This is a genomic window from Butyrivibrio sp., assembly GCF_015056685.1.
In the GTDB taxonomy this organism is placed as follows: domain Bacteria; phylum Bacillota; class Clostridia; order Lachnospirales; family Lachnospiraceae; genus Butyrivibrio.
In genome coordinates, this window is sequence record NZ_SVFW01000024.1 from 25,525 (window position 1) to 48,339 (window position 22,815).

Consider the following 22,815-nt stretch of genomic DNA (forward strand, 5'->3'; position numbering starts at 1 on the left):
TGCGCTGCTAGCTCAGTTGGTAGAGCACCTGACTCTTAATCAGGTTGTCCAGGGTTCGAGACCCTGGCAGCGCACGCCGAGTACTGTTTTCGCAGGTATATCCTGTGGGGATGGTACTTTTTTTCGCGTAAAAGTGAGCCACGCAAGACAAATAAACAGGATACGAGTTCGTGAGGAGTTTACTCATCTAAGAACTTGTATCCTGTTTATTTGGTTTATGCGGCGAACGCCGCGTAAACGAGAAATCAGCGCAGCTGATTTCGAGTCTTGCGCGCCTCCATGTCGGCATGGCTTATTTTGGGTCAACCGCGCATCACGCGCCCTTTATGCCTTCTTCATTTTCTGTTTTCGGCTTAGCTTTAAAAGCTGCTAAAGTTCCGTTTTCTCTCTTCTCTTTGATGTAGTTTTCATACTTCTTCTTGGTATGCTTCTGATGAGCCCAGATTTCATCAGCCACTGGCGCCCACTCTTTTGCATACTCATCACATTTTCCGCAAAGATGCTCTACATCCTCTTCAGATTCCTCATTTGTTCCATGCGCTCCCGATCTTTCAACCATTTCCCTAAGGAGCTGTGGATTCTCAAGCATTGGACAAGGTCTTAAGTGATTGCGATTAAATGGCTGGCCTTTGTGATACTCCATGAATAACGGGCTCTGAAGCATCTCAAGTATTGAATGCGTATGAATGTTTGTATTAGAAAAATGAATAAATACGCAAGGTTCTGCATCTCCGCTTGAATTGATGTGGAAATAGTTTCTTCCGCCGGCAATACATCCTCCAACTGACTCTCCGTCGTTTTGGAAGTCCATTGGGAAGAATCCTATATCACACTTATCACTTCTTAAGTATCTAATCTGATCTACCATCTTACGTCTCTGCTCAACTGTAGGCATAAGCTCAGGAACAGCATTATTTCCAACAGGCATGTAATGGAAGAAGAAGCCGAATCTTGCTCCTTTTTCAGCGATAAACTCTATAAACTTTGGATCTGTTACAGCTTCAATATTGTTCCTTGTATAACAAATTGAAGTTCCATAGACTATTCCATATTTCTTAAAAAGATCCATTGCTTTCATTACCGCATCGTAATGACCTATTCCTCGTCTTGCATCATTGGTTTCAGGTGTTCCTTCAATAGAAAGCTGGAATGTGATATTTCCAAGTCTTACTACTTCTTTACAGAAATCTTCATCAATGAGCGTAGAATTATCAAAAATTGAAAATTCCACATCGTTATGTTTCTCAGCAAGTCTTAGGATATCATTTTTACGTACAAGTGGTTCTCCACCTGTCATCATATATAAGTAAACTCCAAGTTCTTTTCCCTGAGTAACTATCTTGTCCATATCCTCAAAAGAGAGATTGTGCTTCGGGCCATATGTTCCAGACCAACAGCCTTCACAATGCATATTGCAGGCGCTGGTAGGATCGAAAAGAATAAGCCATGGAATATTACAATTATATTTTTCTCTGTTAGCTCTTATCATCTTGGTTCCCCTGAAAAATGCTTCATATCCAAGATTGAGCATCATCATTTTTGCTACATGTGGATCTGTCTCATCTACCACTCGATTAATAAACTTAACCCATCTGTTATTCGGATCCTGAAATGCTTTTTTAACGAGTTCAAGTTTCTCCTTGTCTGCTCCCTCACCCCAGAATTTCCCCGCTTCATCTACAAGTTTAAGATAAGTTGCTGTCCTGTCCTCTGATTTATCCAGATGTTTTAAAAATCTGTCTATAAGAATACTAAACGCTTGCCTTTGAGCTTTGTGTGAAACTTTTTCCACAAATGTTGTCATAATATACCTCCGTCCTTTTTACACACGTATTGGTCAATCTCTCCCTCTTATTTGGATTATATAATCGGAATTTTGTTATTACATCGGACAAAAAAATGGTCATGTGACATTTTGGGACAAATCACTCGATTTGTCCGTGTCCTTATAAATTTCATTTATCTACTATATATGTTGAAGTTATATTAACCGAGAAGGAAAAAAATGGATTCAACAAAGTTAACTGTAGCCATGATTGACACTGCCGTCAGTCGTGGATTAAAAGATATGGAGAATAATCCTAAAAGAACCATAAGAAACCTGGCGGATATGGGAAAACGGTTTTCTACAGGTAATTTTCAACAGGTTCTTTTTGAAATATTTCAAAAGCTACTCCAAAACGAAGAAAGTCCTTATTACGACCTTATTCAGTATGTTTTGCTTCACACTGATCATGAAAACCTAAAAAAATTTGGAATAAATATGGGATACTATAGTTGGACTCATTATGCCAAGGTTATAAGAGCAAATTCAAAAAAAGAAGGACGTATACTTCCATGGAAAGAAGACTTTATCTATTGCACTGATGATCAGCCAAATGCATCCACATCTTTAGCTAATATCAGAAAAAGGATTGCCGATGTCAGAAAAGAAGGCATCAATACCTTTTCTATCACACTGGCAGGTCAATCCACACCACTAAACGATCTGTTTTCAATTTTTGAAGACTTTGATGAAAGCGCCTTTTTATTATTTTTAGGTGACACTCAGATTACTGTGGCACAGCAGGGAATGCTTAAAAAATGTGGCAATGTTTTGCTTTGTATAAATGCTGCTTCAAACGATGCTGTTTCCACTTGTGAAGCTCTAACATCATCCGGCAATCTTTATTCCATATATTACAATTATGTGGATCAGGATATCGTTTTATTGAAGGAAAGGAGTTTTTACGAAAAGTTAAAGGCCTTTCCATCATGTATGCTCATTCTTATTCCAGCCAATGAGAGCGTGATGAGTGCAGGCCCCATAGTAAAAGAAATACGCCTGGAGCAAAAATCCCCTTATTTTATTTGGGATTTTCCTTATGACAACAATCTTATAAGTTCAATCATCTGTAAATAAATACAACCCGTATAGGCTCTTTTAGCCTATACGGGTTAATTCATGTTCTCATCTTCTATTACTTTTTCAGCCAGCCCTAATGTGATTTTATGAATCTTTTTCATAAACTGATCCGGAGTAAGGTTCATTCCCTCTTTTACCCAACGCATAATTGCTGATAAAAAAGCATCGCCAAAAAAAGTTACAAAAAACTCTTCATCATCACCAATAACCTTACTGCCTTGTAAAAAGTATCGTGTTATTGGTTCAAAAGTCTCTAGAGCATACTCCCTTAACGAGTTCTGTCCCTCAATTTGAAATGCTGTACTATAAAATTCTCTATCAGCATAAAAGCTCTTGCAAAGGTCATACATAACGTCCCAGCCTCTCTCATATGCTGAAAAGTTGAGCTTCCCTATACAACCAACATAGAATATCCAATTAACCAGATCATACTTGTCCTTGAAATGGTAATAAAAGCTCTTTCTGTTCATTCCACAGTCATCGCATATATCAGATACACTTATCTTTTCAAAAGGCTTTTCCCGCATTAGCTTTTTTAGTGATGTAGCCAGTGCATTTTTAGTGATATTTGAATCTGCCATATTTCACCTACGATTTAGCTTTTCTGCGCCTTGTCCGGGTTCTCCAACATCTCCTGCATGGTATGCCATCCAAGAACTGCACATTTAACCCTCGCAGGCATGTGTGCAACATCCTGAAGGGCTGCTGCCTCATCAAGCTCTTCAAGGCTAGCCTCGTCATTGATATCACCTTTGATCATTCCCATGAATGTTCCTGCAAGTTTAATAGCCTCTTCTTTTTTCTTTCCAATGATCTGATCTACCATCATATCAACAGATGCCTGTGAAATGGCACATCCACTGCCATCATACATGCCATCTTCTATTACTCCGTCTTTTAACTTAAGCTGCAGTGTAATATCATCTCCACAGCTTGGGTTTACACCACGAAGTACCAGATCCGGATTCTCCATTTTGCCCTTGTGAACCGGATGAAGATTGTGTTCATTAACTATCTCACGATATAACTGCTTAAGCTCCATAGCCCATGACCTCTCTTACCTTTGAAAGCTTATCGAGGAAGACTTCCACTTCCTCTTCCGTATTGTAGAAATAAACACTTGCTCTTGCTGTTGAGCCCGCTCCTATGAACTGCATGAGAGGCTGTGCACAATGATGTCCGGCTCTTATGCAAACATGGTCATCATTAAGTACTGATGCCATATCATGTGGATGAACTCCTTCCATTGTGAAAGTAACAATTCCGCAGTGTTTAGCAGGATCCTCAGAACCATACACTTTGATATAAGGCATCTTTTTAAGGCCTTCCATCAAAAGAGTTGTAAGTTTTTCTTCCTGCTCTTTTATTGTATCAAATCCTACGTTTTTAAGATACTTAATTGCTTCAGCAAGTCCTACTGCATCACCGGCATTAACTGTTCCAGCTTCGAACTTGTGCGGAATCTCTGCATATGTAGCACCTTCTCTTGTTACATATTCGATCATCTCACCACCTGTTAAAAATGGCTGCATCTTCTCAAGAAGCTCATATCTTCCGTAGAGTGCTCCTATTCCCATCGGTGCAAGCATTTTGTGTCCTGACAGAGCAAAGAAATCTGCTCCGAGATCCTTAACATCAACATGCATATGTGGTGCAGACTGAGCTCCATCAACAACCATGATAGCACCCTTTGAATGAGCGAAAGCCGCAATTTCCTTTATAGGGTTAGTTACACCCATAACATTTGAAACATGGCCAACTGCTACTATTTTGGCTTTGTCCGTTATCTTACTTTCGTATTCTTCTTTGGTGATTGTACCGTCTTCTGTAGGCTCCATATATACAAGATTAGCCTTGCACTTTTTGGCAACCATCTGCCATGGAAGCATATTGCTGTGATGTTCCATTACAGTTATTACGATATCATCACCCTCATGAACATTCTCAAGCCCATAGCTGTACGCAACAAGATTAAGAGACTCCGTTGTATTGCGGGTAAAAATAATCTCTTCCGGTCTGCTTGCTCCAATAAAATCCGCAACAACAGCCCTTGCATTTTCATACTGTTCTGTTGCCATCATGCTAAGATCATATAAGCCACGAAGCGGGTTTGCATTAGAAGTTTTATAAAAATTTGATACTGCATCCAGAACCTGCCTTGGTCTCTGAGAAGTCGCAGCATTGTCAAAATATACATAGTCGCCAGAATTTAAAATATCGAAATCCTTACGAAAGTCTCCCAAACTAGCCATTGTTTCTCCTATAATAACGAAATATTTTTACCCTTAGACAATTCCCTGAATATAATACAGAACTTTCTGCATGATCTCCGGATCTGGGATCATACGTGCAACACTCTCAAGCCTTGCCTTGGTAATAATCCTCTTTGCCTCTTCCTCATCAATGCCTCTTGTCTGCATGTAAAACAGAATATCCTCGCCAAGCTGTCCAATGGTAGCGCCATGTCTTCCATCAACATCTTCTTCCTGGCAAAGAATTACAGGCATTGTCTTATTCACTACATCCTCGCTAAGAAGCAAAGCATCTTCCTGCTCATCACCTACAGAGCCAGAACTACCATTTTTAAAATCAATAGTTCCTCTGAAAGTTTTGGATGCATTGCCCATGAGAACGCCCTTAAACTGCATAAGCGCTTCAGTCTTTTTGCCTCTGTGGTCAGATACATAGTTTATATCCAGTGAATGGTCATCTCTGCAAAGATATCCCATATTGCTGTTAAACACAGACTCTTTTCCCACAAGATTTGTGTAACATCCTGTCCAGCTCTTTTTAGCTCCAAGTTCAAGAGAAACCAGGTCTATCTGGCCCTTCTCAAAACATGCTCCGCCTATATCGTCAAAATGAATAAATCCATTTCCAAGAAGCTGAACTTTAACAAGCGTGATTCTGGCTCCCTCTTCCGCAAGAAGCCTTGTACTAACACCATGGAATCCTGTAGCATCTTTTTCAGATGAATACTCCATAATGACAGTTACTTCAGAATTCTTTCTTGCATGAACAACCTGTGAAGAAAGACTTCCCTGTCCATTTGCAAGATCATATCTGATCACGATAGGTCTTTTTTCTTTTACATTCTCAGGAACAGTATAGACTACAGCTTTTACACCAGCAGATATCATAAGCTCATCTATATCGATTCCCATTCCTGTGCGAAGCGCCTGCTTTTCATCTCTGTAAGACATATCGCCATTGGGAGTTCCCTGAACTCCTGTTGTCTTAAGGATTTTTTCCTTGTTAGCCCTAAATATTTCTCCAGCTTCCTCGAAAGTCACATCTCTTTTTACTTCAATTTCATCAGAGATAACTGATTCTACAGGAGTACTAAGGCTATCTATTGTAATATCTCCGGCATTTAAAGTACTGTCATTAACATGCAAAAAATTGTATGTAAGAACAGGCAGTACATTAACCTTCATATTTATATCTTTATTCATAGCTATCCTCACATGTTTCCACTCATCTCAAGCTTGATAAGATTGTTCATTTCAACGGCATATTCCAAAGGAAGTTCCTTGGAAACCGGATTTGCAAAACCGCTGACGATCATCGCTTTAGCATCTTCTTCTGAAATTCCGCGTGACATCAGGTAGAATACAGCTTCATCGCTAATTCTTCCGATCTTAGCCTCATGTCCTACATCAGCATCGTTAGTTCTGATATCCATTCCAGGAATAGTATCTGCTCTTGAAATACTATCAAGCATCAAGGAATCACATGATACAGAAGCCTTAGCCTTTTTAGCGCTCTTTTGTATAACTACGCTGCTTCGGTATGTTCCGATTCCGCCATCCTTTGAAATAGACTTTGTTGATATAACTGATGATGTATGTTTACCCTGATGGACAACCTTAGCTCCGGTATCAAGGTTCTGACCCTTTCCGGCAAATGTGATTCCTGTGAATTCCATCTGAGAATTATCACCCTTAAGGATTGTCATAGGATAAAGATATGATGTATGGGATCCAAAAGAACCTGATACCCATTCCATTCTTCCGTTTTCCTCAACGATTGCTCTCTTGGTGTTGAGGTTATACATATTTTTGGACCAGTTCTCAATTGTTGAGTAACGAAGTCTTGCATTCTTGCCTACATAAAGCTCAACGCAACCTGCATGAAGGTTGGCAACATTGTACTTAGGAGCTGAGCAGCCTTCTATGAAGTGAAGATCTGCACCCTCATCTACTATGATAAGAGTATGCTCAAACTGTCCTGCGCCGGCAGCATTCAATCTAAAGTATGACTGAAGAGGGATCTCAACCTTTACTCCCTTTGGAACGTAAACAAAAGATCCACCAGACCATACTGCTCCGTGAAGGGCTGCAAACTTATGATCAGTTGGAGGAACAAGCTTCATAAAGTGTTCCTTTATCATATCTGCATATTCACCGCGAAGCGCTGACTCTAAGTCCGTATAAATAACGCCCTGAGCTGCCACTTCATCTTTTACGTTGTGGTAAACAAGCTCTGAGTCGTACTGTGCTCCAACACCTGCCAGTGACTCTCTCTCCGCCTGAGGGATTCCAAGTCTTTCAAAAGTGTTCTTGATATCCTCCGGAACCTCTTCCCAGCTGCCCTTCATATCTGACTTATGTCTTACATAAGAAGAAATCTTATCCATGTCGAGTCCCTCTATACTTGGGCCCCAATCAGGAATCTTGATATCGTTGTATAATTTCAGGCATTTAAGTCTAAAATCCCTCATCCATTCAGGATCATTTTTCTCTTCTGATACCTTTAAAACAGTTTCTTCTGTAAGACCTTCCTGAAGACGGTAGAAATCTTTGTCATTCTCTACGTCTTTGAAATCATACATACTGTGGTCTATATCTGCCACAACCTGCTTGTTATCGCTCATACAAACCTCTCAAATCCGTGCTCGTTAATCTCATCTACAAGTGTTCCGTCACCGGTGTGAACTATGCTTCCCTTTACAAGAACGTGAGTATAGTCAACATGCAGTGACTCTAAGATCTTGGTACTGTGTGTAATAATAAGGAGTGCTCCATCCTTCTTTTTCTGGTACTCCTCTATTCCCTTTGAAACTGTACGAACTGCGTCAACATCAAGTCCTGAATCTGTTTCATCAAGGATTGCAAATTTTGGATTAAGCATAAGGAGCTGTAAGATCTCAGCTTTCTTTTTTTCGCCGCCGGAAAATCCTACATTAAGATCTCTGTCTGCGTATGACTCATCCATTGAAAGAAGCTCCATTGCAGCCTTAAGTGACTTCTGGAAAGCCATAAGCTTAACAGGTGCTCCTGTCTGTGCGTGATAAGCGTTTCTGATAAAGCTGCTAAGAGAAATGCCAGGTACTTCATATGGATTCTGGAAAGATAAGAACATTCCTGCTTTAGCTCTTTTATCAGCTGAAATATGTGTGATATCCTCTCCATCAAACATGATGTTTCCTTCAGTTACCTGGTAATGAGGATTACCCATGAGAGTAAAACCAAGAGTAGACTTACCTGCACCGTTTGGTCCCATAAGTACATGGGTTTCTCCCGGTTTGATGTCCAGGTTTATCTTATTTAATATAGGAAGCTCATTATCAATTGAAACTGATAAATCCTTTACGGTTAAAAGAGACTGATCTGACATGATAAAAACCCTTTCTATTTATGAAAAATCTTAAACTAATGTAATTCCTAGTAAGTTAGTAGGAATCATAATAACACCACTAAAATTGTCTGTCAATCGACAAACACATAAAGTTTATCATAAAAGCCCTTGACATACCACATAAACTTAAGTAAAATACATACTTGTCAGCACCGTGCGGGTGTAGTTCAATGGTAGAACACTAGCCTTCCAAGCTAGATACGTGGGTTCGATTCCCATCACCCGCTTTACTGATATTTTTTTTGCATTTTTTCTAAATGCTAATGATTTGCATTTGCATTTAACGAGACAGGAGGTCAAAATGGATTTAATCATTGATGTTGTAATGGACGCCGTAATTGATTCGGTTAAGATATTGCCATTTCTTTTTATCACATATCTGGTAATGGAATTTTTAGAGCACAAGACAGAGGAATTCACTTCAGATGTGGTTCAGAAAACTGAGCATTTCGGGCCTTTGTGGGGCGGTCTTATCGGTGTATTCCCACAGTGTGGCTTTTCTGCTGCCGCTTCAAACCTCTATGCCGGCAGAGTAATAACATTAGGAACTTTGATAGCTATCTACCTCTCAACTTCAGATGAGATGATTCCGTTATTTATATCCAATCAAGTTCCACTTAGCACCATGATACCTGTTCTGGCGCTCAAGGCAGTTATAGGAATCATCGCAGGATTCATAATTGACGCTGTAGTTCATTATTATCACCGAATCCACAACAAAAGAGCTGATGATCCTGTAAGAATTGACGAGCTCTGTGAAAAAGAGCACTGCCACTGCGACGGCGAAGAGTCTTCAGGAGTATGGGGCATCGTAAAATCAGCCTTTGTCCACACCATCCACATTTTTATCTTTGTACTTGTGTTGACACTTGCCCTCAATCTTGTAATTGAAGTGATCGGAGATGACAAGCTCTCAATGCTGCTTAAGACAAGTCCTGTTATCAGCCATCTCCTTGCCGGACTTATCGGACTTATTCCAAACTGCGCAGCTTCAGTTATTATTACTGAGCTCTATCTCGATCAGATGATCACACTTGGAACAATGATGTCAGGCCTTTTGGTTGGAGCCGGAATTGGACTTTTAGTTTTATTTAGAGTTAATCCTGAGAAAAAAGAAAACATCAATATAGCTCTTTTGCTTTTCGTGATTGGTACTGTGTGCGGTCTCTTGATCGATATTCTGGGAATAACACTTTAATGGAGCGGTTATGAATTGTAAGATACATGCTGAAAGCTATGATTCAATAATAGATAGGAACTGGCCTGAAGGCTTTAAAAAGACTCACCAGAGAAAAGACATATTCATTCTCTTATTTTGTAGTGACGAACCCATTTCCGCCGCTGAGATCTATGATCAGCTAAACTCCGGAGATTCAAAAGAAAAATATGCATTCTCCACTGTATATAGGAATCTTCTTGCTTTTGAAAAAGCCGGAATTGTCACAAAGACCATTCTCTCAACAGAAGCTGAAGCGGTTTATGAGCTTAAGAAAAGCAGTCACAAGCACTATGCAATATGCACTGTCTGCCACAAAAAGATTCCGATAAAGACCTGTCCTTTACATGATATCTCAAAGGTCGTTGAAGGTTCACTTCCTGGATTTGAGATCACCGGACACCAGCTTGAGATATTAGGAATATGTAGCGAATGTCAGAAAAAAAGATAATAAAAAAGCCTTTCAATCAAATGATTGAAAGGTCTTTTTTTATTGTACTGGCTAAAGCAATTGATTATTAAAAAAATCTAATTGAATTAGTTGTTAGCTGATGTAGCTTCTGTAGCAGCTTCTTCTACAGATGAAGCGTCTGCTGCAGCATCTTCTGAAGTAGCTTCTGTAGCTGCTTCCTCAACAGATGAAGCATCTGCTGCTGCGTCTTCTGATGAAGCCTCAACTGAAGCGTCCTCAGATACAGCCTCTACAGCCTCTTCTACTGATACTTCTTCAACAGCCTCAACTGATGTCTCTTCTACTGCTGTCTCTGTTGTAGCTGCTTCGCCGCAACCAGCAAGAACTGCTGCTGAAAGTGTTAAAACTGAAAGTAATGTTACGATATTCTTCTTCATAATATTTTCTCCTCTTTTCGTACTAATTATTCTAGTCTGCATAGCAACAATTGCTATACATAATAGTGTGCAATTGCTTCAGTACAAAAAAAGATTATATACTCCAAAAAGAATATTGTCACGGACATAACTGTGCATAATATCTTAAGATTTTCTTAAGATATTGTGCATTTTTTACAAAAACTGTCACATTTAACCCTCAGAAGAGGCACTTGAAGCTTCAGATGGAGCCTCATTTTCGGTTTCTGTATCTTCTGAAGTTGTATCGCCGGAATCACTTCCAAATAATGATACCGATCCTGTTTTGGTTTCAGAATCGTATCTGAGTGTTATCGAAGTCTCATTTATTTTTAAACTTCCCAGATCATCACAAGGCAAAGAAAAATCGGTGTTATTGTCGTTCGTAACTACAAACTCATACTCAGTGCTGGCCTTTGTAAGATCAAGCACAACTCCCATAAGTGTGTATCCAGAATTAAGTGTTACATTATCACCTAAAAGGTTATCTGAATATGTGTCCGTTGTTTTATCATGCAATACAACACTTACAAGGTTCATTCCTGTTTTATTGACAAGATAGCACTGAACATCTCTGTGTTTTTCAGCTTCCTTTTTTTCTTCAGTTTCTTTTGCAAGAACATCCTCAAATCCGCTCTGAAGGCTCTGATACTCTGCTGTTATTTCATTTATCTCAGCTATCGCCTCATCTATCTTTGTATCATTATATTTCTTATGGTCGATGTTCTCGTACTCTTTTGTCTTTTCATCGAGCTCCTTTAGTTTTTCCTCCATAGATGAATCTGTAATATCGAGGTACGTCTCTTCAGCGCTCTCTTTTGCCTCCATCATAAGGCCAACTGCGGTCTCGAGCTCCATGATCTTTTCATCTGTAGGTCCACAGGCTGATAAAAGAGCTGATGACATGATTAGTATCGTTGCTATTATTCCAAACTTTTTCTTCATTATATTTCTCCCTTTAGGGGATATTTTATCACACCCCCTCTGGGAAATTGTAATAGTAATCCATGATTAGTGCAACCACGTGTGAGTAACTGCATTTACCGGAAGAGACTCCGTTTACTTTTAAATTGGTATCTATAAATGTTTCAGCTGCCTTCTTCACTGTTTCTGTTTTTACAACAGCTTTTTCTTCCACCTTAATCCAGGCTTCATCTGTCATAAACTGATTATCATATTTTACTCTGGCTGAGATTTTTACATGGGAATTGTACTCCGCCTTACTCACAGCATTGTAAAAATCATTGTTTATATAGTTTAAAACCCCAAGATAACCGCTGTACTGAAATACCGGATCGTCAGAACTAATGCAGGCAAGAAATCCAAGGAAATTTGCCTCGTCCTCATATATGTACCCATGAGTGTGGGCAAGTTCATGACACATGGTAAAAGGCTTGTTCATTATAGACATTGTGTCGTTGTAATTTGCTTCCATTGAAAACGGGAAATAGTAGCCTTGCATATATTGCTGGCTCATGAAGTCAGAAAAATACAATGCCTTGGGAGTCACATAATAGCCACCTAAACGCGGAAATCTGTCCGAGATATTTGACATAGCCGCAATAGCTGTCTTTTGCATATCACCTTCATAAATTACATTTCCGTTCTCGTCATGCGGAACTTCTTTAGCAAGTTCATTGCACTTTTTTACCACATAATCTCTTAATTCTGCCAGCTGCTGAATGTCACATTCTGTTGAGTCTGCCCCGGAAAAGAGCTGGATTTTAGATGTATGATAAAGAATAAAGCAGTTAAGTGTCATAACTGTGCATATAATGGCCATTAGCACGGGGGAAATCTTATAAAGCGCATTAGAAATTCGCTCGAAAACCTTCTGGGCTTTGAAATATCTTTTGCCAACGGAAGCTGCGCTGTTGCCATAAATAAGGAAACAAGAGTGAACCAAAACAAAGATTACTGAGAACAGCACAAAAAGGACTATGAAAACAAGCATGATCTCGCCTACGGAAAATGGAAATACACTTGTCAGTCTTCCATATAATAATGTTATTGCCGGAAAAATATTTTTGACATAGAAGTCAGAAAAAGCCGCACTTTTCCATGCGACAAAGTTAAGCAAAACACAGATTAAGATAATGAATAAAACCGGAACTGGTATTATAGATTTTCTTTCCTTCATGTAGCGCTCCCCCGAGTATTATGTATTAATTCTAATAAATAAATATGTACTCATGATGTCTAAAAAAAATCTAAAATGTTCATAATTTATACATATCTTTGTGATTTGTCCAAAAGTTCTTGTGTTAAAATTAATGAAACATTTCTACTATATTAAGAGGTATTTTATGAGACTATTATTAGCAGATGATGAAAAAGAACTGACTAACGCTTTAGTAGCAATCCTTAAGCATAGCAACTACACTGTTGATGCAGTTTACAATGGAACTGACGCTCTGGATTACGCTCTTAGCGGTGAGTATGACGGCATTATTTTGGATATCATGATGCCCGGGCTTGATGGCATGGAAGTATTAAAAAAACTCCGTGAAAAAGGTATTTCTACTCCGGTTCTTTTCCTCACAGCAAAAACAGAAGTTGATGACCGCATACGAGGACTTGATCTTGGAGCCGACGACTATCTGCCCAAGCCTTTTGACATGGGAGAGCTGCTTGCAAGAGTCAGAGCCATGCTCAGAAGGAAAACCGATTTTGCTCCTACAAACCTCACCTGTGGAAACCTGACTTTGGACCGCGCCGGCTATGAGCTGATCACTCCAGATCATGAAAAGATCCATCTGGCAAGCAGAGAATTTCAGATGATGGAAATGCTCATGACCAGTCCCGGCAGAATCATCTCCGTAGATACTTTCATGGATAGAATCTGGGCTGACGGGGACGCCGATATCAACGTGGTTTGGGTATATATTTCAAACCTCAGGAAAAAGCTGTCAGCACTTGAGGCCACCTGCGAGATCAAGGCTTCCCGAGGCGTTGGTTACTCCATCAACGAAACAAACTGATTTCTATAAAGAGGGCAGGTGTCATAAATGGTAAAAAAACTCAGAAAAAAATTTGTAGTAACGGCCATGCTGTCACTTCTTTTGATACTGGTCATCATGATTGGTGTAATTAATATCATAAATGTCAGGCATGTTATTTCCGAGGCAGACAATCTGCTGACAATGCTTGCTGACAACGACGGATACTTCCCGAATCTCAAAAAAAATATGATGTTTGACCCTGAAAATCCGGATAATCCTGTTAACCAGAATATGCCGGCAAGTGATTCAGCATCTAGTGAATCCACTACAGATCAAGCTTCAAGCGAGACGTCAAATAGTGTTAATGCACCGCGTCCCGGAGATCCTAATAATCCTTTTCAATTTGACAGATTAAATAATAACCGTGATGCAGAGATGCCCTATCAAACCAGATATTTCTGGGTAAAGCTTGATTCTTCGGATAATATAACTGAAGTGAACTTCGGGCATATAGCCGCTGTCAGTGAGGAAATCGCATCCGAATATGCTATAGATGTGGCAAAAGAAGGTAAGCAGCACGGATACTACCACACTTACAGATACATTGTTTCAACCAAGGACGATGGTTCAAAGCTTATCATCTTCGCTGATCAAAGTGCTGCAATTCTAAATGCCCTTACTCTTTTGCTTCAATCCGTTTTGGTTGGCCTTTGCGCACTTATAGCAATGTTCATTTTAGTTTATATCTTTTCAAGTCAGGCTGTTGCTCCTGTTGTTGAATCACTTGAAAAGCAAAAACGCTTCATCACTGATGCAGGGCACGAATTAAAAACTCCTCTTGCTGTTATATCTGCCAATGTAGATGTCCTTGAAATTGAGTCAGGGAAAAGTGAGTGGACTACCAGTATAAAAAATCAGGTCTCCAGAATGAACGGCCTTGTAAAGAACCTTTTAACTCTGTCACGAATGGACGAAGAAAGAATGCATGTTGTCTTTTCTGACTTTGACATGAGTAAGACTGTAAAAGATACTGCTATTTCCTTTGAAGCCCTTGCAACCTCAAAAGGGAAAAAGTACCAGATGGATATTGAAGATGGAATTCATATCACAGGAGATAAAAATGCAATAAATCAGCTTGCATCTCTCCTTTTGGACAATGCAATGAAGTATTCTTCTGAAAACGGAAGCATACATGTACTGTTAAACAAAGGAAATAAATACATTACTTTTGAAGTTTCTAATACTTGCGACAGCATTCCTTCCGGAAATCTTGATAGGCTCTTTGACAGATTCTACCGTGCTGATTCTTCCAGAGCACGCGAAACCGGCGGCTATGGCATCGGTCTTTCTGTTGCCCGTGCAATCGCAAACTCACACGGTGGCTCAATTGAAGCCCTAAGAGATGGTGACAAGATAATACGTTTTGTAGTAACGCTACCAAAGGAACTACCAAAGAACCTGCAGAAAAAGTAATACATAAAAATAAGCCAGGAAGTCACTGCCATTGACTCCCTGGCTTCTATATTTTATTAAAGCTCGTCGCTCTTATATGCTACAGGTCTTGAGCATGTGATCTCAAGGTTTCCATTTCTCTGACGTATCTCGTCGATCATTCCCTTTGTTGATGCCTTTGCTCTCATTGCTACTTTATAGTTGAGCTTGTAAAGACTTCCCATTCCTGATGTCTTAACTTCCTGAAGCTCAGCTCTTGTTGTGTATCTCTCAAAGATGTCATCAAAAATTCCTTCAAAATCAAGGCTTTCAGGTACTGTGATCTTAACTGTCTTTTCCTCATTGGCACCTTCGCCAAAGCTGCAGTTTGAAAGGATAAGGTTTGCTACTGAAATGATAACTGCAAAGATCGCTGCAATTCCGATATATCCCATACCTGTTGCAAGACCAACTGCCATAGCAAGGAAGATGATAGCTATTTCTTTTCCTGAACCAGGTGCAGAACGGAATCTTACAAGTGAGAAGGCTCCTGCTACTGCAACACCAGCGCCAACATTTCCGTTAACCATCATGATAACTACTCCAACAATTGCCGGAAGTAATGAAAGTGTTATGATAAAGCTCTTTGAATAGCTATTCTTGATTGAATACATAAATGCGATGAAAATACCAATCGCCAGGGAGCAAAGAGTTGCTATAAGGAATGTTGCTCCTGTTATTGTTCCATTTGTAAAAATTGATCCAAAAATTAAATCTGTCTGTGTTGTCATTTTTATATAATCTCCTTCCAATTATCCTTTTGTTTAGACTGCTTTGCGAAACACGGCCACCTTTGATTCCTCTTTTTTCTGATCAGGTACAATGCCCTTCATGATCATCTCATTGGTCTGGCCATACATATATTCGAGATACCCTCTTCCATATTTGGAAAAAGAAATCTTTCTGATATTAAGTTCATCGAGAATTCTTGCAAGTTCCATTGACATAGCTCCTGCAATCTTAAGCTCCATAAGGTGCTGGCCGGGAAGAAGGATATCTTTTCCCACATTTCCCTGTGAAAGGCTTAAGTTCTCTGTTCTCCATCTGATATTTCTATCAAATGTGATCCTAAGATCAGGATCTGAAATGCCTGCCATTGCTATTCTGTCGTAAGAGATGGCCATTGCTGGTCTGATTCCCTTGTAGTACTGGAGGAAATAGTCGATCTCATTTGAGATCTGTGATCTGTTTTCAATTTCCTTTCCATTTACAAGGTAGTCAATTGCTTTGGCGTAAGGCATTGAGATTCTTCTTTTATAGACAACTCCTGCATATTTTTTCTTGATCTCTATAAAAGCATTTGTGTCATCACTTGCAACGCCGTATGTACGAAGCCTTAGCTTTTCTTTGTACTTTGGTTTTTCAAGAGACCTTTCAATAAGTTTAAAATCAGGAGTGTCGAAATATATATTTAAAATGGAGGTCTCTCCATAGCTGTCTATAGCAGCCATTCCTTCAAGCCTTTTCATAAGCTCGTTGTACTGAATGTCATCCAGCAAATATTTAACTTCGATTCTCTGAAACACATCTTTGAAACCTGCCATGATTTTTCTCCATTTCTTTGTGTGTTGTTTTATCTTATGATGCCATTCTAAATTTGAAACCTAAAAATAACTTAAAACGAATCAGAGTTTATAATTTATTAATAAATAATTGACAAAAGCCCATATTTTCTAGCTTTTTCGGGTACGACATGTATGATATAATGTCATTAAGTAACACCTAATTACATCAATTGTTTTCTATTTACTAAAGGGGGAGGTGTCTATGTACAAAAAGGGCGATAAGGTAATCATTCTCGATTACAATGGAAAACCCGCAATTCCAAAGGTTGTTGCAGAAATTGAAGATGTTTACGGAGAAGACAGAGTAAGACTTCATCTGCCTGACAATGCATGCTGTCTTGAATTTACAGATCGATTTGAAAAGATCGATGATGACACTTATGATGAGATTCTACATGCAGTTCACGAGAGAGAGAAAGAAATGCCTGTTGATCTTCAGCTGGATATCCGCAAGTTTGCTTCCAAGCATCCTCGCAGAAGAAAAGACGAGATCATTAAGATGTTTGATCAGGATAAACGCTATGTTTCAATCCTGAATGCCTATATGGGCAGAGTTATGATGTACGGAAAAGAAAATATCAATGAGAGATTTCTTTTTGAATATAAGGAAGCTCTTTTCGGAATAGTTGAAACCAGAACCTTCTTTCATGAACTTGATGATTCCATTCCTATTCCTGAGCTGACTTAAGAGAAAGGCCAATTCCAATAGCCATAAAAAGAAATGTTGTTGAAACGGTTGTGGAAAAAGACACAGCACTATTAAATAAATATGAGATTATAGGGAGCGAGCAGATAATAGCTGCTGGCTCCTTTTTTATTATTCTTTTTAGTGAGTATACGATAAATCCATAGTAGAGAGTCGCTCCTACTATTCCTCTTTCTATCAGAATTGTCAAAGGTTCGCAGTGGGCATTTGTAAGCCTGTTGCCCTCAAGGACATTTAAGAGGGAATCTGCCCACATCGGATTGTGATAAGCATATGAATAATAGCAGTCCTGACCTACTCCAAATATCTTTTGCCAGGATGACAGATTAAGGAACATGTCAAAAGAAATCTGCCAGATAAATAGTCTGCCATTTCCAAAGTTGTAGGGAATCTTTCCTAGAGCAATAATCACAATGGTAATTGCCGCAAAGACCAGGAGCAATCCACAATACACCTTCTTATACAGATCCTTTTTCCAGAAAATACTGATCTCATCCAGAAAAGCTGACAATCTGTATATAAAAAATGAAAATGCAATAATAACAAGCCCTGTGTGATTGCTGCACAGAGTAATGAGATAGTTCTTTTCATAATTATAAGCAGCTGGGTAAAAGAGCATTATAAGATTAACTATTTCTATTGCCAGTCCCAAAAGCGAAAGCTGCACCAAAAATCTGTGAAAATAATTCCTGTCAGAAAGTGACAGATAAAAAAGAAGGCCATAGGTTCCAAGTAGCACCAGTAAGCCACTGTCAGCTCCCTGTAGCAAAAGAGCCATGAGCCCAACTACTGTATAGGCGCTGCATGCATAAAAGCTTTTGTTTCCCGGCTTTTGAAGGTAAGTTAAGCCCACACCGGCAGGGACAAATATAGATAAAAATCCCACATACCAGTTGATATTTCCTATGGTTGCAAGAAAAGATGTGTCGCTCCCGTAAATTTCAATCGGATAAATTCCGAACCTTCCAAGGACTCCCATGACAAATATAAGAAAGGGTGTTATGAATACTGCCGCAAGGACGTACTCATCAACATACAGGCCTTTTGCCAGGAAGTAACAATCAAGGATCATTATGGCATTGGTCAAAAAACCTACTCTCCACCCTTCCAGTCCGAGAAAAGAAGTTTTGATATCGCAGGAAAATAGAAGAGTTACAAGGTTCGTTAGCAGCAGCGCTCTTAAAAGAATGTCATGAACGCCTTCGCTTTTTTTATTTAGTCCCACAAGAAAAGAGGAGGCAAGGATAAATGCTCCGCCGATCAGCATGTACATTATCCCTTTTGCCTCACCAAGTTCATAATACCCCTGCTCCATATACAAAGGCAGAATGGAGCACAGCATTATCACATGTATAGTTGAAAAAATTTTTAGAATCTTAGTTCTCATGGTCTATGAATTCCGGTTTAATTTCAAAAAAGACTCTTTTCCCTGTTGCAGGGTGCTTAAAGCCAAATTTATAGCAGGCAAGGCAAACTGTCTTTATGCCTTTTTCCTCTGAATACTGCAGTGACTCTTCGTTCCCATATTTGGTATCGCCAATAATAGGATAGCCAAGTCCTGCCATCTGAACTCTGATCTGATGGAATCTTCCGGTCAGAAGCTTGATTCTCAAAAGAGTTGTCTCCTTACCGGTAGATACTACTTCATAATCAAGAGCAGCTATTTTCACATCACCGTTTATAAGCCGTATCTTCTCACCATCTCGGCTGGTAATAGTGCTTTCATTAAGAGTATCTTTTTCATCATCAGAAAAGATAGCTGCCAATCCACTATCTTCTCTTCTCCCAAGATAGTTTTCCACATGTCCTTCCCTTGGTTCCACATTTCCAAAGCAAAGAGCGTAGTAGTACTTATCTGTAGTGTGCTTTTTTATCTGCTCTGCAAGACTTGATGTTGCTTTTTTATTTTTGCCCATAACAACCACACCCTCAACAGGCTGATCAAGTCTGTACACAGTTCCCACGTAAGCAGGGCCTTTTTTGCCTTCCTGTCTGCTCTTTCTTGTGAGGTAGTTTCTTACCTGACTTACAAGGTCCATTTTCCCGGGGCCTGCCCCCTCTGTGGCAATCCCTGCGGGTTTATGGCATACAATTATGTCTTCGTCTTCGTATATATACTCTATTTTTTTCATTCTTAACAATAAAAATTACAATCCTATAGATTTTCTAATATATGAAAATAGCGGCAGTGTTACCTGCCGCCACAAAATCAATGGTTATCAAACTTTAAATCTGTAACCGACGCCCCAAATTGTCTCAATATACTGAGGGTTTGAGGTATCATATTCGATTTTCTCACGGATCTTTTTGATGTGAACTGTTACAGTCGCAATGTCTCCGATTGAGTCCATGTTCCAAATCTTACGGAAGAGTTCTTCCTTAGTAAACACATGGTTCGGGTTCTCCGCAAGGAAAGTGAGAAGATCAAACTCTTTGGTTGTAAAGCTCTTCTCTTCGCCATCAACATATACTCTTCTTGCTGTCTTATCAATTCGAAGTCCTCTGATCTCTACATAGTCATTAGACTCATGGCCTGATCCAACAAGCCTTGAATATCTTGCCATGTGTGCCTTAACACGAGCTACCAGCTCTGATGGGCTAAATGGCTTTGTAATATAGTCATCAGCTCCAAGACCAAGACCTCTGATCTTATCGATATCATCTTTTTTAGCTGATACCATAAGGATCGGCACATCTTTCTTTTCTCTGATATGTTTGCAAACCTCGAATCCGTCCATGCCCGGAAGCATCAGATCCAATATAATAAGATCAAAATCCTCTGCAAGGGCAGTCTGAAGACCTGCATCTCCTGTGTTCTCGATTGCCACCTCAAAATCACTAAGTTCCAGATAGTCTTTCTCGAGGTCAGCAATAGCCTCTTCATCCTCAACAATAAGAATTCTACTCATACACGTTTCTCGCCTTTCTTTGGATTTTTATGTTTCGTTATCGACTGTAACTGCTTCTGAACCATTTGCAAACTCTATGTACTTTCTGAGTACAAAGTGCATGCAGGTTCCTTCTCCCTCATGACTGGTCGCCCAAATATAACCGCCATGATCTTCTATTATCTTTTTAACTATAGATAAGCCGATTCCGCTTCCGCCCTGCTTGGAATTGCGGGAAGCATCTGTTCTGTAGAACCTGTCGAAGATATTTGGAATATCTTTCTGTGCTATTCCTTTTCCATTATCTTCAAGCTCTATCCTTATGGAATCAACTTCATCCAAAATCCTTATATCAATCTGCTCTTTTCCATCGCTTCTCTGCATGTACTTGACACTATTGCTGACAATGTTGTTAATTACACGCTTGATCTGCTCAGGATCTGCAACAATCTGTGTATCAGGTCCAGTGAGATTGGAATAATTGAGTTTGATCTGCTTGCTCTCAAGATCAGCTCCAATCTCCTCAATACAGTCTCCAAAATACTCTGCCACATTAAGCTTAACAAAGTTATAAGGGATTCTGTTGTTATCAATACTTGAGTACAAGGTAAGTTCATTAATAAGGTTGTTCATATCATTGGCCTTACTATTAATGATCCTTATGTACTTCATCTGCTTTTCAGGGTTGTCCGCAACACCTTCCAAAAGGCCCTGTGAATATCCCTTGATAGCAGTAATAGGTGTCTTCAGATCGTGAGAGATATTACTGATAAGCTCTTTGTTTTGCTTTTCTCTCTCAATCTTTTCATCAGCAGACTCTTTTAACCGAAGTCTCATGTCTTCGTAATTACGATACATGGCTCCAAGCTCACCTTTTTCCTTCACATCAGTAGGAAGCATGTAATCAAAGTTTCCATCCTTGATATGCTGCATCGCAACATTGAGTTCACTGATAGGCTTAAATATGCTCCTTCCAATCCAAGTTGTCAAAAGGATACTTGTAACAAGAAGAATGATCACTATCGCAATGGTCATATAAACTACAAGTGATGTAGTAAGACCAGTTCTGATACCGGATATGATATAAAGGCTACCCTCATCACCATCTGAAAAGTAAAAATCAAGCTGCCTTACAAGATGCTTAGAGGTGGTATAGTAAATACCCTTAATATCCGTTCCAAATCCCGGAAGTTCATAAATAACTTCTTTCGCCTTGTTCTTATCTGCTACGTAGTAGACCGTAAAGCCTTTTTTTACAATTATAAATGAATAGCTTGGTGCAACTTCTTCATCCAATTGCTGAAGATAGTTCTCATCCTCCAAAATGAATGGATCAGCCAACATAGTAACCAGAATTTCTTTTACCAGCTGCTCTGTCATCTCGGAGAAGGTTCCTCCGGGATCCGAAATCATTCCATAATCTACCACTTTGGAATACTGATCAATCTGCTGATCATATATCAGATACCTTCCAACAGCAAAATATGTCGCCATTGCAAGTATTATCGGTATGATTACTATCGCCAGTGAGGTAATTAAGAGTTTTGTACGGAATCGCATAATTCCTCCTATGCTCTTTTAGTATACCATATTTTGTTAATTGTTTGGATAGTTCTCTTTTAACCTTTTATACTCTTCATCAGTAATTTCCATAACTGTTCCATGTTTGAAGCCATACGGAAAACTGAATACTTTGTCTGAACGCACGAATTTTCCTGTAGAAATGTCCTTTGCCACGAATGGAACATAACCCTGTTTTTCTTTTTCACATCCGTAAAAATCAAGCATCAGACACCAGCTTCCATCAGGAAGTTTATAGCAAGTAGGTGCTTCGTACTGTCCATCCTCAAGTTTGTTCATCTCTTCATCAAAAAGAGGCATTCTCTCATATTCGCCTGTAAGAGATGTTCCTCTCTCGAGAATTATGTGTGCAGGATTGAAATCGCTCTTTGTAAATCTATAATAGTAGCCATTTTCATATACAATGTTTGAGTCGATTATTCCTGTATCTGACTTATGACAAAGCTCTTTTGGCTGAGTGTAGGTCTTGAAATCTTTGGTCTTGGCATAATAAATAGCCATTTCGTTAGTAGAATCTGCTGGGTATCTTGATGACCAGTGAACCATATAGTCCTGATTTTCCTCATCATAGATGATATCAGGAGCCCATGCGCATCCGTAATTGTCATCAACAACTTTTATAAGTTCCTGCTCCGACCAGTGAACAAGGTCGTCAGATTCCCATTTTGAGAGGTATTTACTACCCTCTCTGTTTACTTTATTCCAATTGCTTTCATATTTTTCCTTGAAATTATAAGCAAGAGAAAGATCTGTAGCCAGAATAACAAAGGTGTTGTCTTTTTTTCTGGTGATGGTAAAATCTCTTACTCCCTTCTCACCCATAGTGCTCTCCAGAACAGGTTTCCCATTATTTACCTGTTCCCAGTTAAAACCATCTTTAGAAATACCGAAATAAACCTGTTCCCCATCCGGTGTAACTTTTTCTTTAAAGTGTGCAAATAAATATGCGCTCATGTAACCCTCCCAAGACTGATCATAATGTATTTCATAATTATACAATATAAAAGACTTCTC

23 protein-coding genes and 2 tRNA genes are annotated in these 22,815 nt (G+C 39.3%); 8 read left to right on the plus strand and 17 right to left on the minus strand.

The window, feature by feature from the left end; genetic code table 11:
• Window position 1: 1 nt before the first annotated feature.
• Window positions 2-74: transfer RNA gene (locus E7303_RS09975), tRNA-Lys, on the plus strand.
• Window positions 75-313: 239 nt separating this feature from the next.
• Here the strand turns inward: E7303_RS09975 and E7303_RS09980 are convergent.
• Window positions 314-1,804: a radical SAM protein gene (locus E7303_RS09980; protein ID WP_292145119.1), complete on the minus strand. Its 1,491-nt coding sequence runs from the start codon at window positions 1,802-1,804 to the stop codon at window positions 314-316.
• Window positions 1,805-2,005: 201 nt separating this feature from the next.
• Between E7303_RS09980 and E7303_RS09985 the strand changes: the two genes are divergently transcribed.
• The gene (locus E7303_RS09985; protein ID WP_292145120.1) at window positions 2,006-2,902 is read left to right on the plus strand and encodes a hypothetical protein; all 897 of its coding nucleotides are present in this window, start codon (window positions 2,006-2,008) and stop codon (window positions 2,900-2,902) included.
• 35 nt (window positions 2,903-2,937) lie between these two features.
• Here E7303_RS09985 and E7303_RS09990 read toward each other — a convergent pair whose 3' ends face one another.
• Genes E7303_RS09990 through sufC form a run of 6 tightly spaced genes read right to left on the minus strand, consistent with a single transcriptional unit; the run spans window position 2,938 to window position 8,524 of the window.
• Window positions 2,938-3,486, minus strand: coding sequence for a TetR/AcrR family transcriptional regulator C-terminal domain-containing protein (locus E7303_RS09990; protein WP_292145121.1), 549 nt, complete (start codon window positions 3,484-3,486; stop codon window positions 2,938-2,940).
• A 14-nt stretch (window positions 3,487-3,500) separates the two neighbouring features.
• Window positions 3,501-3,947 carry a Fe-S cluster assembly sulfur transfer protein SufU gene (sufU, locus tag E7303_RS09995; protein WP_292145122.1) on the minus strand — a complete coding sequence of 149 codons (447 nt, stop codon included), beginning with the start codon at window positions 3,945-3,947 and terminating at the stop codon, window positions 3,501-3,503.
• Window positions 3,937-5,157 carry an aminotransferase class V-fold PLP-dependent enzyme gene (locus E7303_RS10000; protein WP_292145123.1) on the minus strand — a complete coding sequence of 407 codons (1,221 nt, stop codon included), beginning with the start codon at window positions 5,155-5,157 and terminating at the stop codon, window positions 3,937-3,939. The genes sufU and E7303_RS10000 overlap by 11 nt, the downstream gene beginning before the upstream one ends.
• Window positions 5,158-5,190: 33 nt before the next feature.
• Entirely contained in the window at window positions 5,191-6,360 is a 1,170-nt protein-coding gene (locus E7303_RS10005) for a SufB/SufD family protein (RefSeq protein ID WP_292145125.1), read from the minus strand.
• Window positions 6,361-6,368: 8 nt separating this feature from the next.
• The gene (sufB, locus tag E7303_RS10010; RefSeq protein WP_022772118.1) at window positions 6,369-7,781 is read right to left on the minus strand and encodes a Fe-S cluster assembly protein SufB; all 1,413 of its coding nucleotides are present in this window, start codon (window positions 7,779-7,781) and stop codon (window positions 6,369-6,371) included.
• The gene (sufC, locus tag E7303_RS10015) at window positions 7,778-8,524 is read right to left on the minus strand and encodes a Fe-S cluster assembly ATPase SufC (RefSeq protein WP_292145127.1); all 747 of its coding nucleotides are present in this window, start codon (window positions 8,522-8,524) and stop codon (window positions 7,778-7,780) included. The genes sufB and sufC overlap by 4 nt, the downstream gene beginning before the upstream one ends.
• Window positions 8,525-8,701: 177 nt before the next feature.
• On the opposite strand from sufC, the gene E7303_RS10020 reads away from it, so the two are divergent.
• The 3 genes from E7303_RS10020 to E7303_RS10030 all read left to right on the plus strand — a co-directional run bounded on the left by E7303_RS10020 (window position 8,702) and on the right by E7303_RS10030 (window position 10,212).
• Window positions 8,702-8,772: transfer RNA gene (locus tag E7303_RS10020), tRNA-Gly, on the plus strand.
• A gap of 74 nt (window positions 8,773-8,846) precedes the next feature.
• Window positions 8,847-9,743, plus strand: coding sequence for a putative manganese transporter (locus tag E7303_RS10025; protein ID WP_292145129.1), 897 nt, complete (start codon window positions 8,847-8,849; stop codon window positions 9,741-9,743).
• A 10-nt stretch (window positions 9,744-9,753) separates the two neighbouring features.
• Window positions 9,754-10,212, plus strand: a complete 459-nt coding sequence (locus E7303_RS10030; protein WP_292145130.1) for a Fur family transcriptional regulator — start codon at window positions 9,754-9,756, stop codon at window positions 10,210-10,212.
• A gap of 86 nt (window positions 10,213-10,298) precedes the next feature.
• On the opposite strand, the gene E7303_RS10035 is transcribed toward E7303_RS10030, so the two are convergent.
• From E7303_RS10035 to E7303_RS10045, 3 genes are all read right to left on the minus strand, one after another.
• Window positions 10,299-10,610: a hypothetical protein gene (locus tag E7303_RS10035; RefSeq protein ID WP_022772123.1), complete on the minus strand. Its 312-nt coding sequence runs from the start codon at window positions 10,608-10,610 to the stop codon at window positions 10,299-10,301.
• A gap of 192 nt (window positions 10,611-10,802) precedes the next feature.
• A complete protein-coding gene (locus tag E7303_RS10040; RefSeq protein WP_292145131.1) occupies window positions 10,803-11,573 on the minus strand; it encodes a hypothetical protein in 771 nt (256 codons plus the stop codon).
• 28 nt (window positions 11,574-11,601) lie between these two features.
• Window positions 11,602-12,768, minus strand: coding sequence for a DUF3810 domain-containing protein (locus E7303_RS10045; RefSeq protein ID WP_292145132.1), 1,167 nt, complete (start codon window positions 12,766-12,768; stop codon window positions 11,602-11,604).
• Between the two features lie 166 nt (window positions 12,769-12,934).
• Between E7303_RS10045 and E7303_RS10050 the strand changes: the two genes are divergently transcribed.
• Window positions 12,935-13,609 (plus strand): response regulator transcription factor, encoded by a 675-nt coding sequence (locus E7303_RS10050; RefSeq protein WP_292145133.1) that lies wholly within the window; start codon window positions 12,935-12,937, stop codon window positions 13,607-13,609.
• 27 nt (window positions 13,610-13,636) lie between these two features.
• Window positions 13,637-15,043: a sensor histidine kinase gene (locus tag E7303_RS10055; protein WP_292145134.1), complete on the plus strand. Its 1,407-nt coding sequence runs from the start codon at window positions 13,637-13,639 to the stop codon at window positions 15,041-15,043.
• A 56-nt stretch (window positions 15,044-15,099) separates the two neighbouring features.
• Here E7303_RS10055 and E7303_RS10060 read toward each other — a convergent pair whose 3' ends face one another.
• Window positions 15,100-15,792, minus strand: coding sequence for a DUF4956 domain-containing protein (locus tag E7303_RS10060; RefSeq protein ID WP_292145135.1), 693 nt, complete (start codon window positions 15,790-15,792; stop codon window positions 15,100-15,102).
• A 33-nt stretch (window positions 15,793-15,825) separates the two neighbouring features.
• The gene (locus tag E7303_RS10065; protein WP_103869923.1) at window positions 15,826-16,605 is read right to left on the minus strand and encodes a polyphosphate polymerase domain-containing protein; all 780 of its coding nucleotides are present in this window, start codon (window positions 16,603-16,605) and stop codon (window positions 15,826-15,828) included.
• Between the two features lie 223 nt (window positions 16,606-16,828).
• Between E7303_RS10065 and E7303_RS10070 the strand changes: the two genes are divergently transcribed.
• Window positions 16,829-17,314, plus strand: coding sequence for a hypothetical protein (locus tag E7303_RS10070; RefSeq protein WP_292145140.1), 486 nt, complete (start codon window positions 16,829-16,831; stop codon window positions 17,312-17,314).
• Here E7303_RS10070 and E7303_RS10075 read toward each other — a convergent pair.
• The 5 genes from E7303_RS10075 to E7303_RS10095 all read right to left on the minus strand — a co-directional run bounded on the left by E7303_RS10075 (window position 17,295) and on the right by E7303_RS10095 (window position 22,755).
• The gene (locus tag E7303_RS10075) at window positions 17,295-18,719 is read right to left on the minus strand and encodes an O-antigen ligase family protein (protein WP_292145141.1); all 1,425 of its coding nucleotides are present in this window, start codon (window positions 18,717-18,719) and stop codon (window positions 17,295-17,297) included. The genes E7303_RS10070 and E7303_RS10075 overlap by 20 nt on opposite strands.
• Window positions 18,709-19,464 (minus strand): RluA family pseudouridine synthase, encoded by a 756-nt coding sequence (locus E7303_RS10080; protein ID WP_292145157.1) that lies wholly within the window; start codon window positions 19,462-19,464, stop codon window positions 18,709-18,711. The genes E7303_RS10075 and E7303_RS10080 overlap by 11 nt, the downstream gene beginning before the upstream one ends.
• Window positions 19,465-19,551: 87 nt before the next feature.
• Window positions 19,552-20,241, minus strand: coding sequence for a response regulator transcription factor (locus E7303_RS10085; protein WP_022772142.1), 690 nt, complete (start codon window positions 20,239-20,241; stop codon window positions 19,552-19,554).
• Window positions 20,242-20,268: 27 nt separating this feature from the next.
• Complete coding sequence (locus tag E7303_RS10090) at window positions 20,269-21,780, minus strand: sensor histidine kinase (RefSeq protein ID WP_292145143.1); 1,512 nt, start codon at window positions 21,778-21,780, stop codon at window positions 20,269-20,271.
• Window positions 21,781-21,816: 36 nt separating this feature from the next.
• A complete protein-coding gene (locus E7303_RS10095; RefSeq protein WP_292145145.1) occupies window positions 21,817-22,755 on the minus strand; it encodes a glycoside hydrolase family 43 protein in 939 nt (312 codons plus the stop codon).
• Window positions 22,756-22,815: the final 60 nt, after the last annotated feature.

Bases quoted from the DNA above. Each gene is read 5' to 3' on its own strand.
- E7303_RS09980 (WP_292145119.1), bottom strand. From the start codon at position 1,804: ATGACAACATTTGTGGAAAAAGTTTCACACAAAGCTCAAAGGCAAGCG.
- E7303_RS09985 (WP_292145120.1), top strand. From the start codon at position 2,006: ATGGATTCAACAAAGTTAACTGTAGCCATGATTGACACTGCCGTCAGT.
- E7303_RS09990 (WP_292145121.1), bottom strand. From the start codon at position 3,486: ATGGCAGATTCAAATATCACTAAAAATGCACTGGCTACATCACTAAAA.
- sufU (WP_292145122.1), bottom strand. From the start codon at position 3,947: ATGGAGCTTAAGCAGTTATATCGTGAGATAGTTAATGAACACAATCTT.
- E7303_RS10000 (WP_292145123.1), bottom strand. From the start codon at position 5,157: ATGGCTAGTTTGGGAGACTTTCGTAAGGATTTCGATATTTTAAATTCT.
- E7303_RS10005 (WP_292145125.1), bottom strand. From the start codon at position 6,360: ATGAATAAAGATATAAATATGAAGGTTAATGTACTGCCTGTTCTTACA.
- sufB (WP_022772118.1), bottom strand. From the start codon at position 7,781: ATGAGCGATAACAAGCAGGTTGTGGCAGATATAGACCACAGTATGTAT.
- sufC (WP_292145127.1), bottom strand. From the start codon at position 8,524: ATGTCAGATCAGTCTCTTTTAACCGTAAAGGATTTATCAGTTTCAATT.
- E7303_RS10025 (WP_292145129.1), top strand. From the start codon at position 8,847: ATGGATTTAATCATTGATGTTGTAATGGACGCCGTAATTGATTCGGTT.
- E7303_RS10030 (WP_292145130.1), top strand. From the start codon at position 9,754: ATGAATTGTAAGATACATGCTGAAAGCTATGATTCAATAATAGATAGG.
- E7303_RS10035 (WP_022772123.1), bottom strand. From the start codon at position 10,610: ATGAAGAAGAATATCGTAACATTACTTTCAGTTTTAACACTTTCAGCA.
- E7303_RS10040 (WP_292145131.1), bottom strand. From the start codon at position 11,573: ATGAAGAAAAAGTTTGGAATAATAGCAACGATACTAATCATGTCATCA.
- E7303_RS10045 (WP_292145132.1), bottom strand. From the start codon at position 12,768: ATGAAGGAAAGAAAATCTATAATACCAGTTCCGGTTTTATTCATTATC.
- E7303_RS10050 (WP_292145133.1), top strand. From the start codon at position 12,935: ATGAGACTATTATTAGCAGATGATGAAAAAGAACTGACTAACGCTTTA.
- E7303_RS10055 (WP_292145134.1), top strand. From the start codon at position 13,637: ATGGTAAAAAAACTCAGAAAAAAATTTGTAGTAACGGCCATGCTGTCA.
- E7303_RS10060 (WP_292145135.1), bottom strand. From the start codon at position 15,792: ATGACAACACAGACAGATTTAATTTTTGGATCAATTTTTACAAATGGA.
- E7303_RS10065 (WP_103869923.1), bottom strand. From the start codon at position 16,605: ATGGCAGGTTTCAAAGATGTGTTTCAGAGAATCGAAGTTAAATATTTG.
- E7303_RS10070 (WP_292145140.1), top strand. From the start codon at position 16,829: ATGTACAAAAAGGGCGATAAGGTAATCATTCTCGATTACAATGGAAAA.
- E7303_RS10075 (WP_292145141.1), bottom strand. From the start codon at position 18,719: ATGAGAACTAAGATTCTAAAAATTTTTTCAACTATACATGTGATAATG.
- E7303_RS10080 (WP_292145157.1), bottom strand. From the start codon at position 19,464: ATGAAAAAAATAGAGTATATATACGAAGACGAAGACATAATTGTATGC.
- E7303_RS10085 (WP_022772142.1), bottom strand. From the start codon at position 20,241: ATGAGTAGAATTCTTATTGTTGAGGATGAAGAGGCTATTGCTGACCTC.
- E7303_RS10090 (WP_292145143.1), bottom strand. From the start codon at position 21,780: ATGCGATTCCGTACAAAACTCTTAATTACCTCACTGGCGATAGTAATC.
- E7303_RS10095 (WP_292145145.1), bottom strand. From the start codon at position 22,755: ATGAGCGCATATTTATTTGCACACTTTAAAGAAAAAGTTACACCGGAT.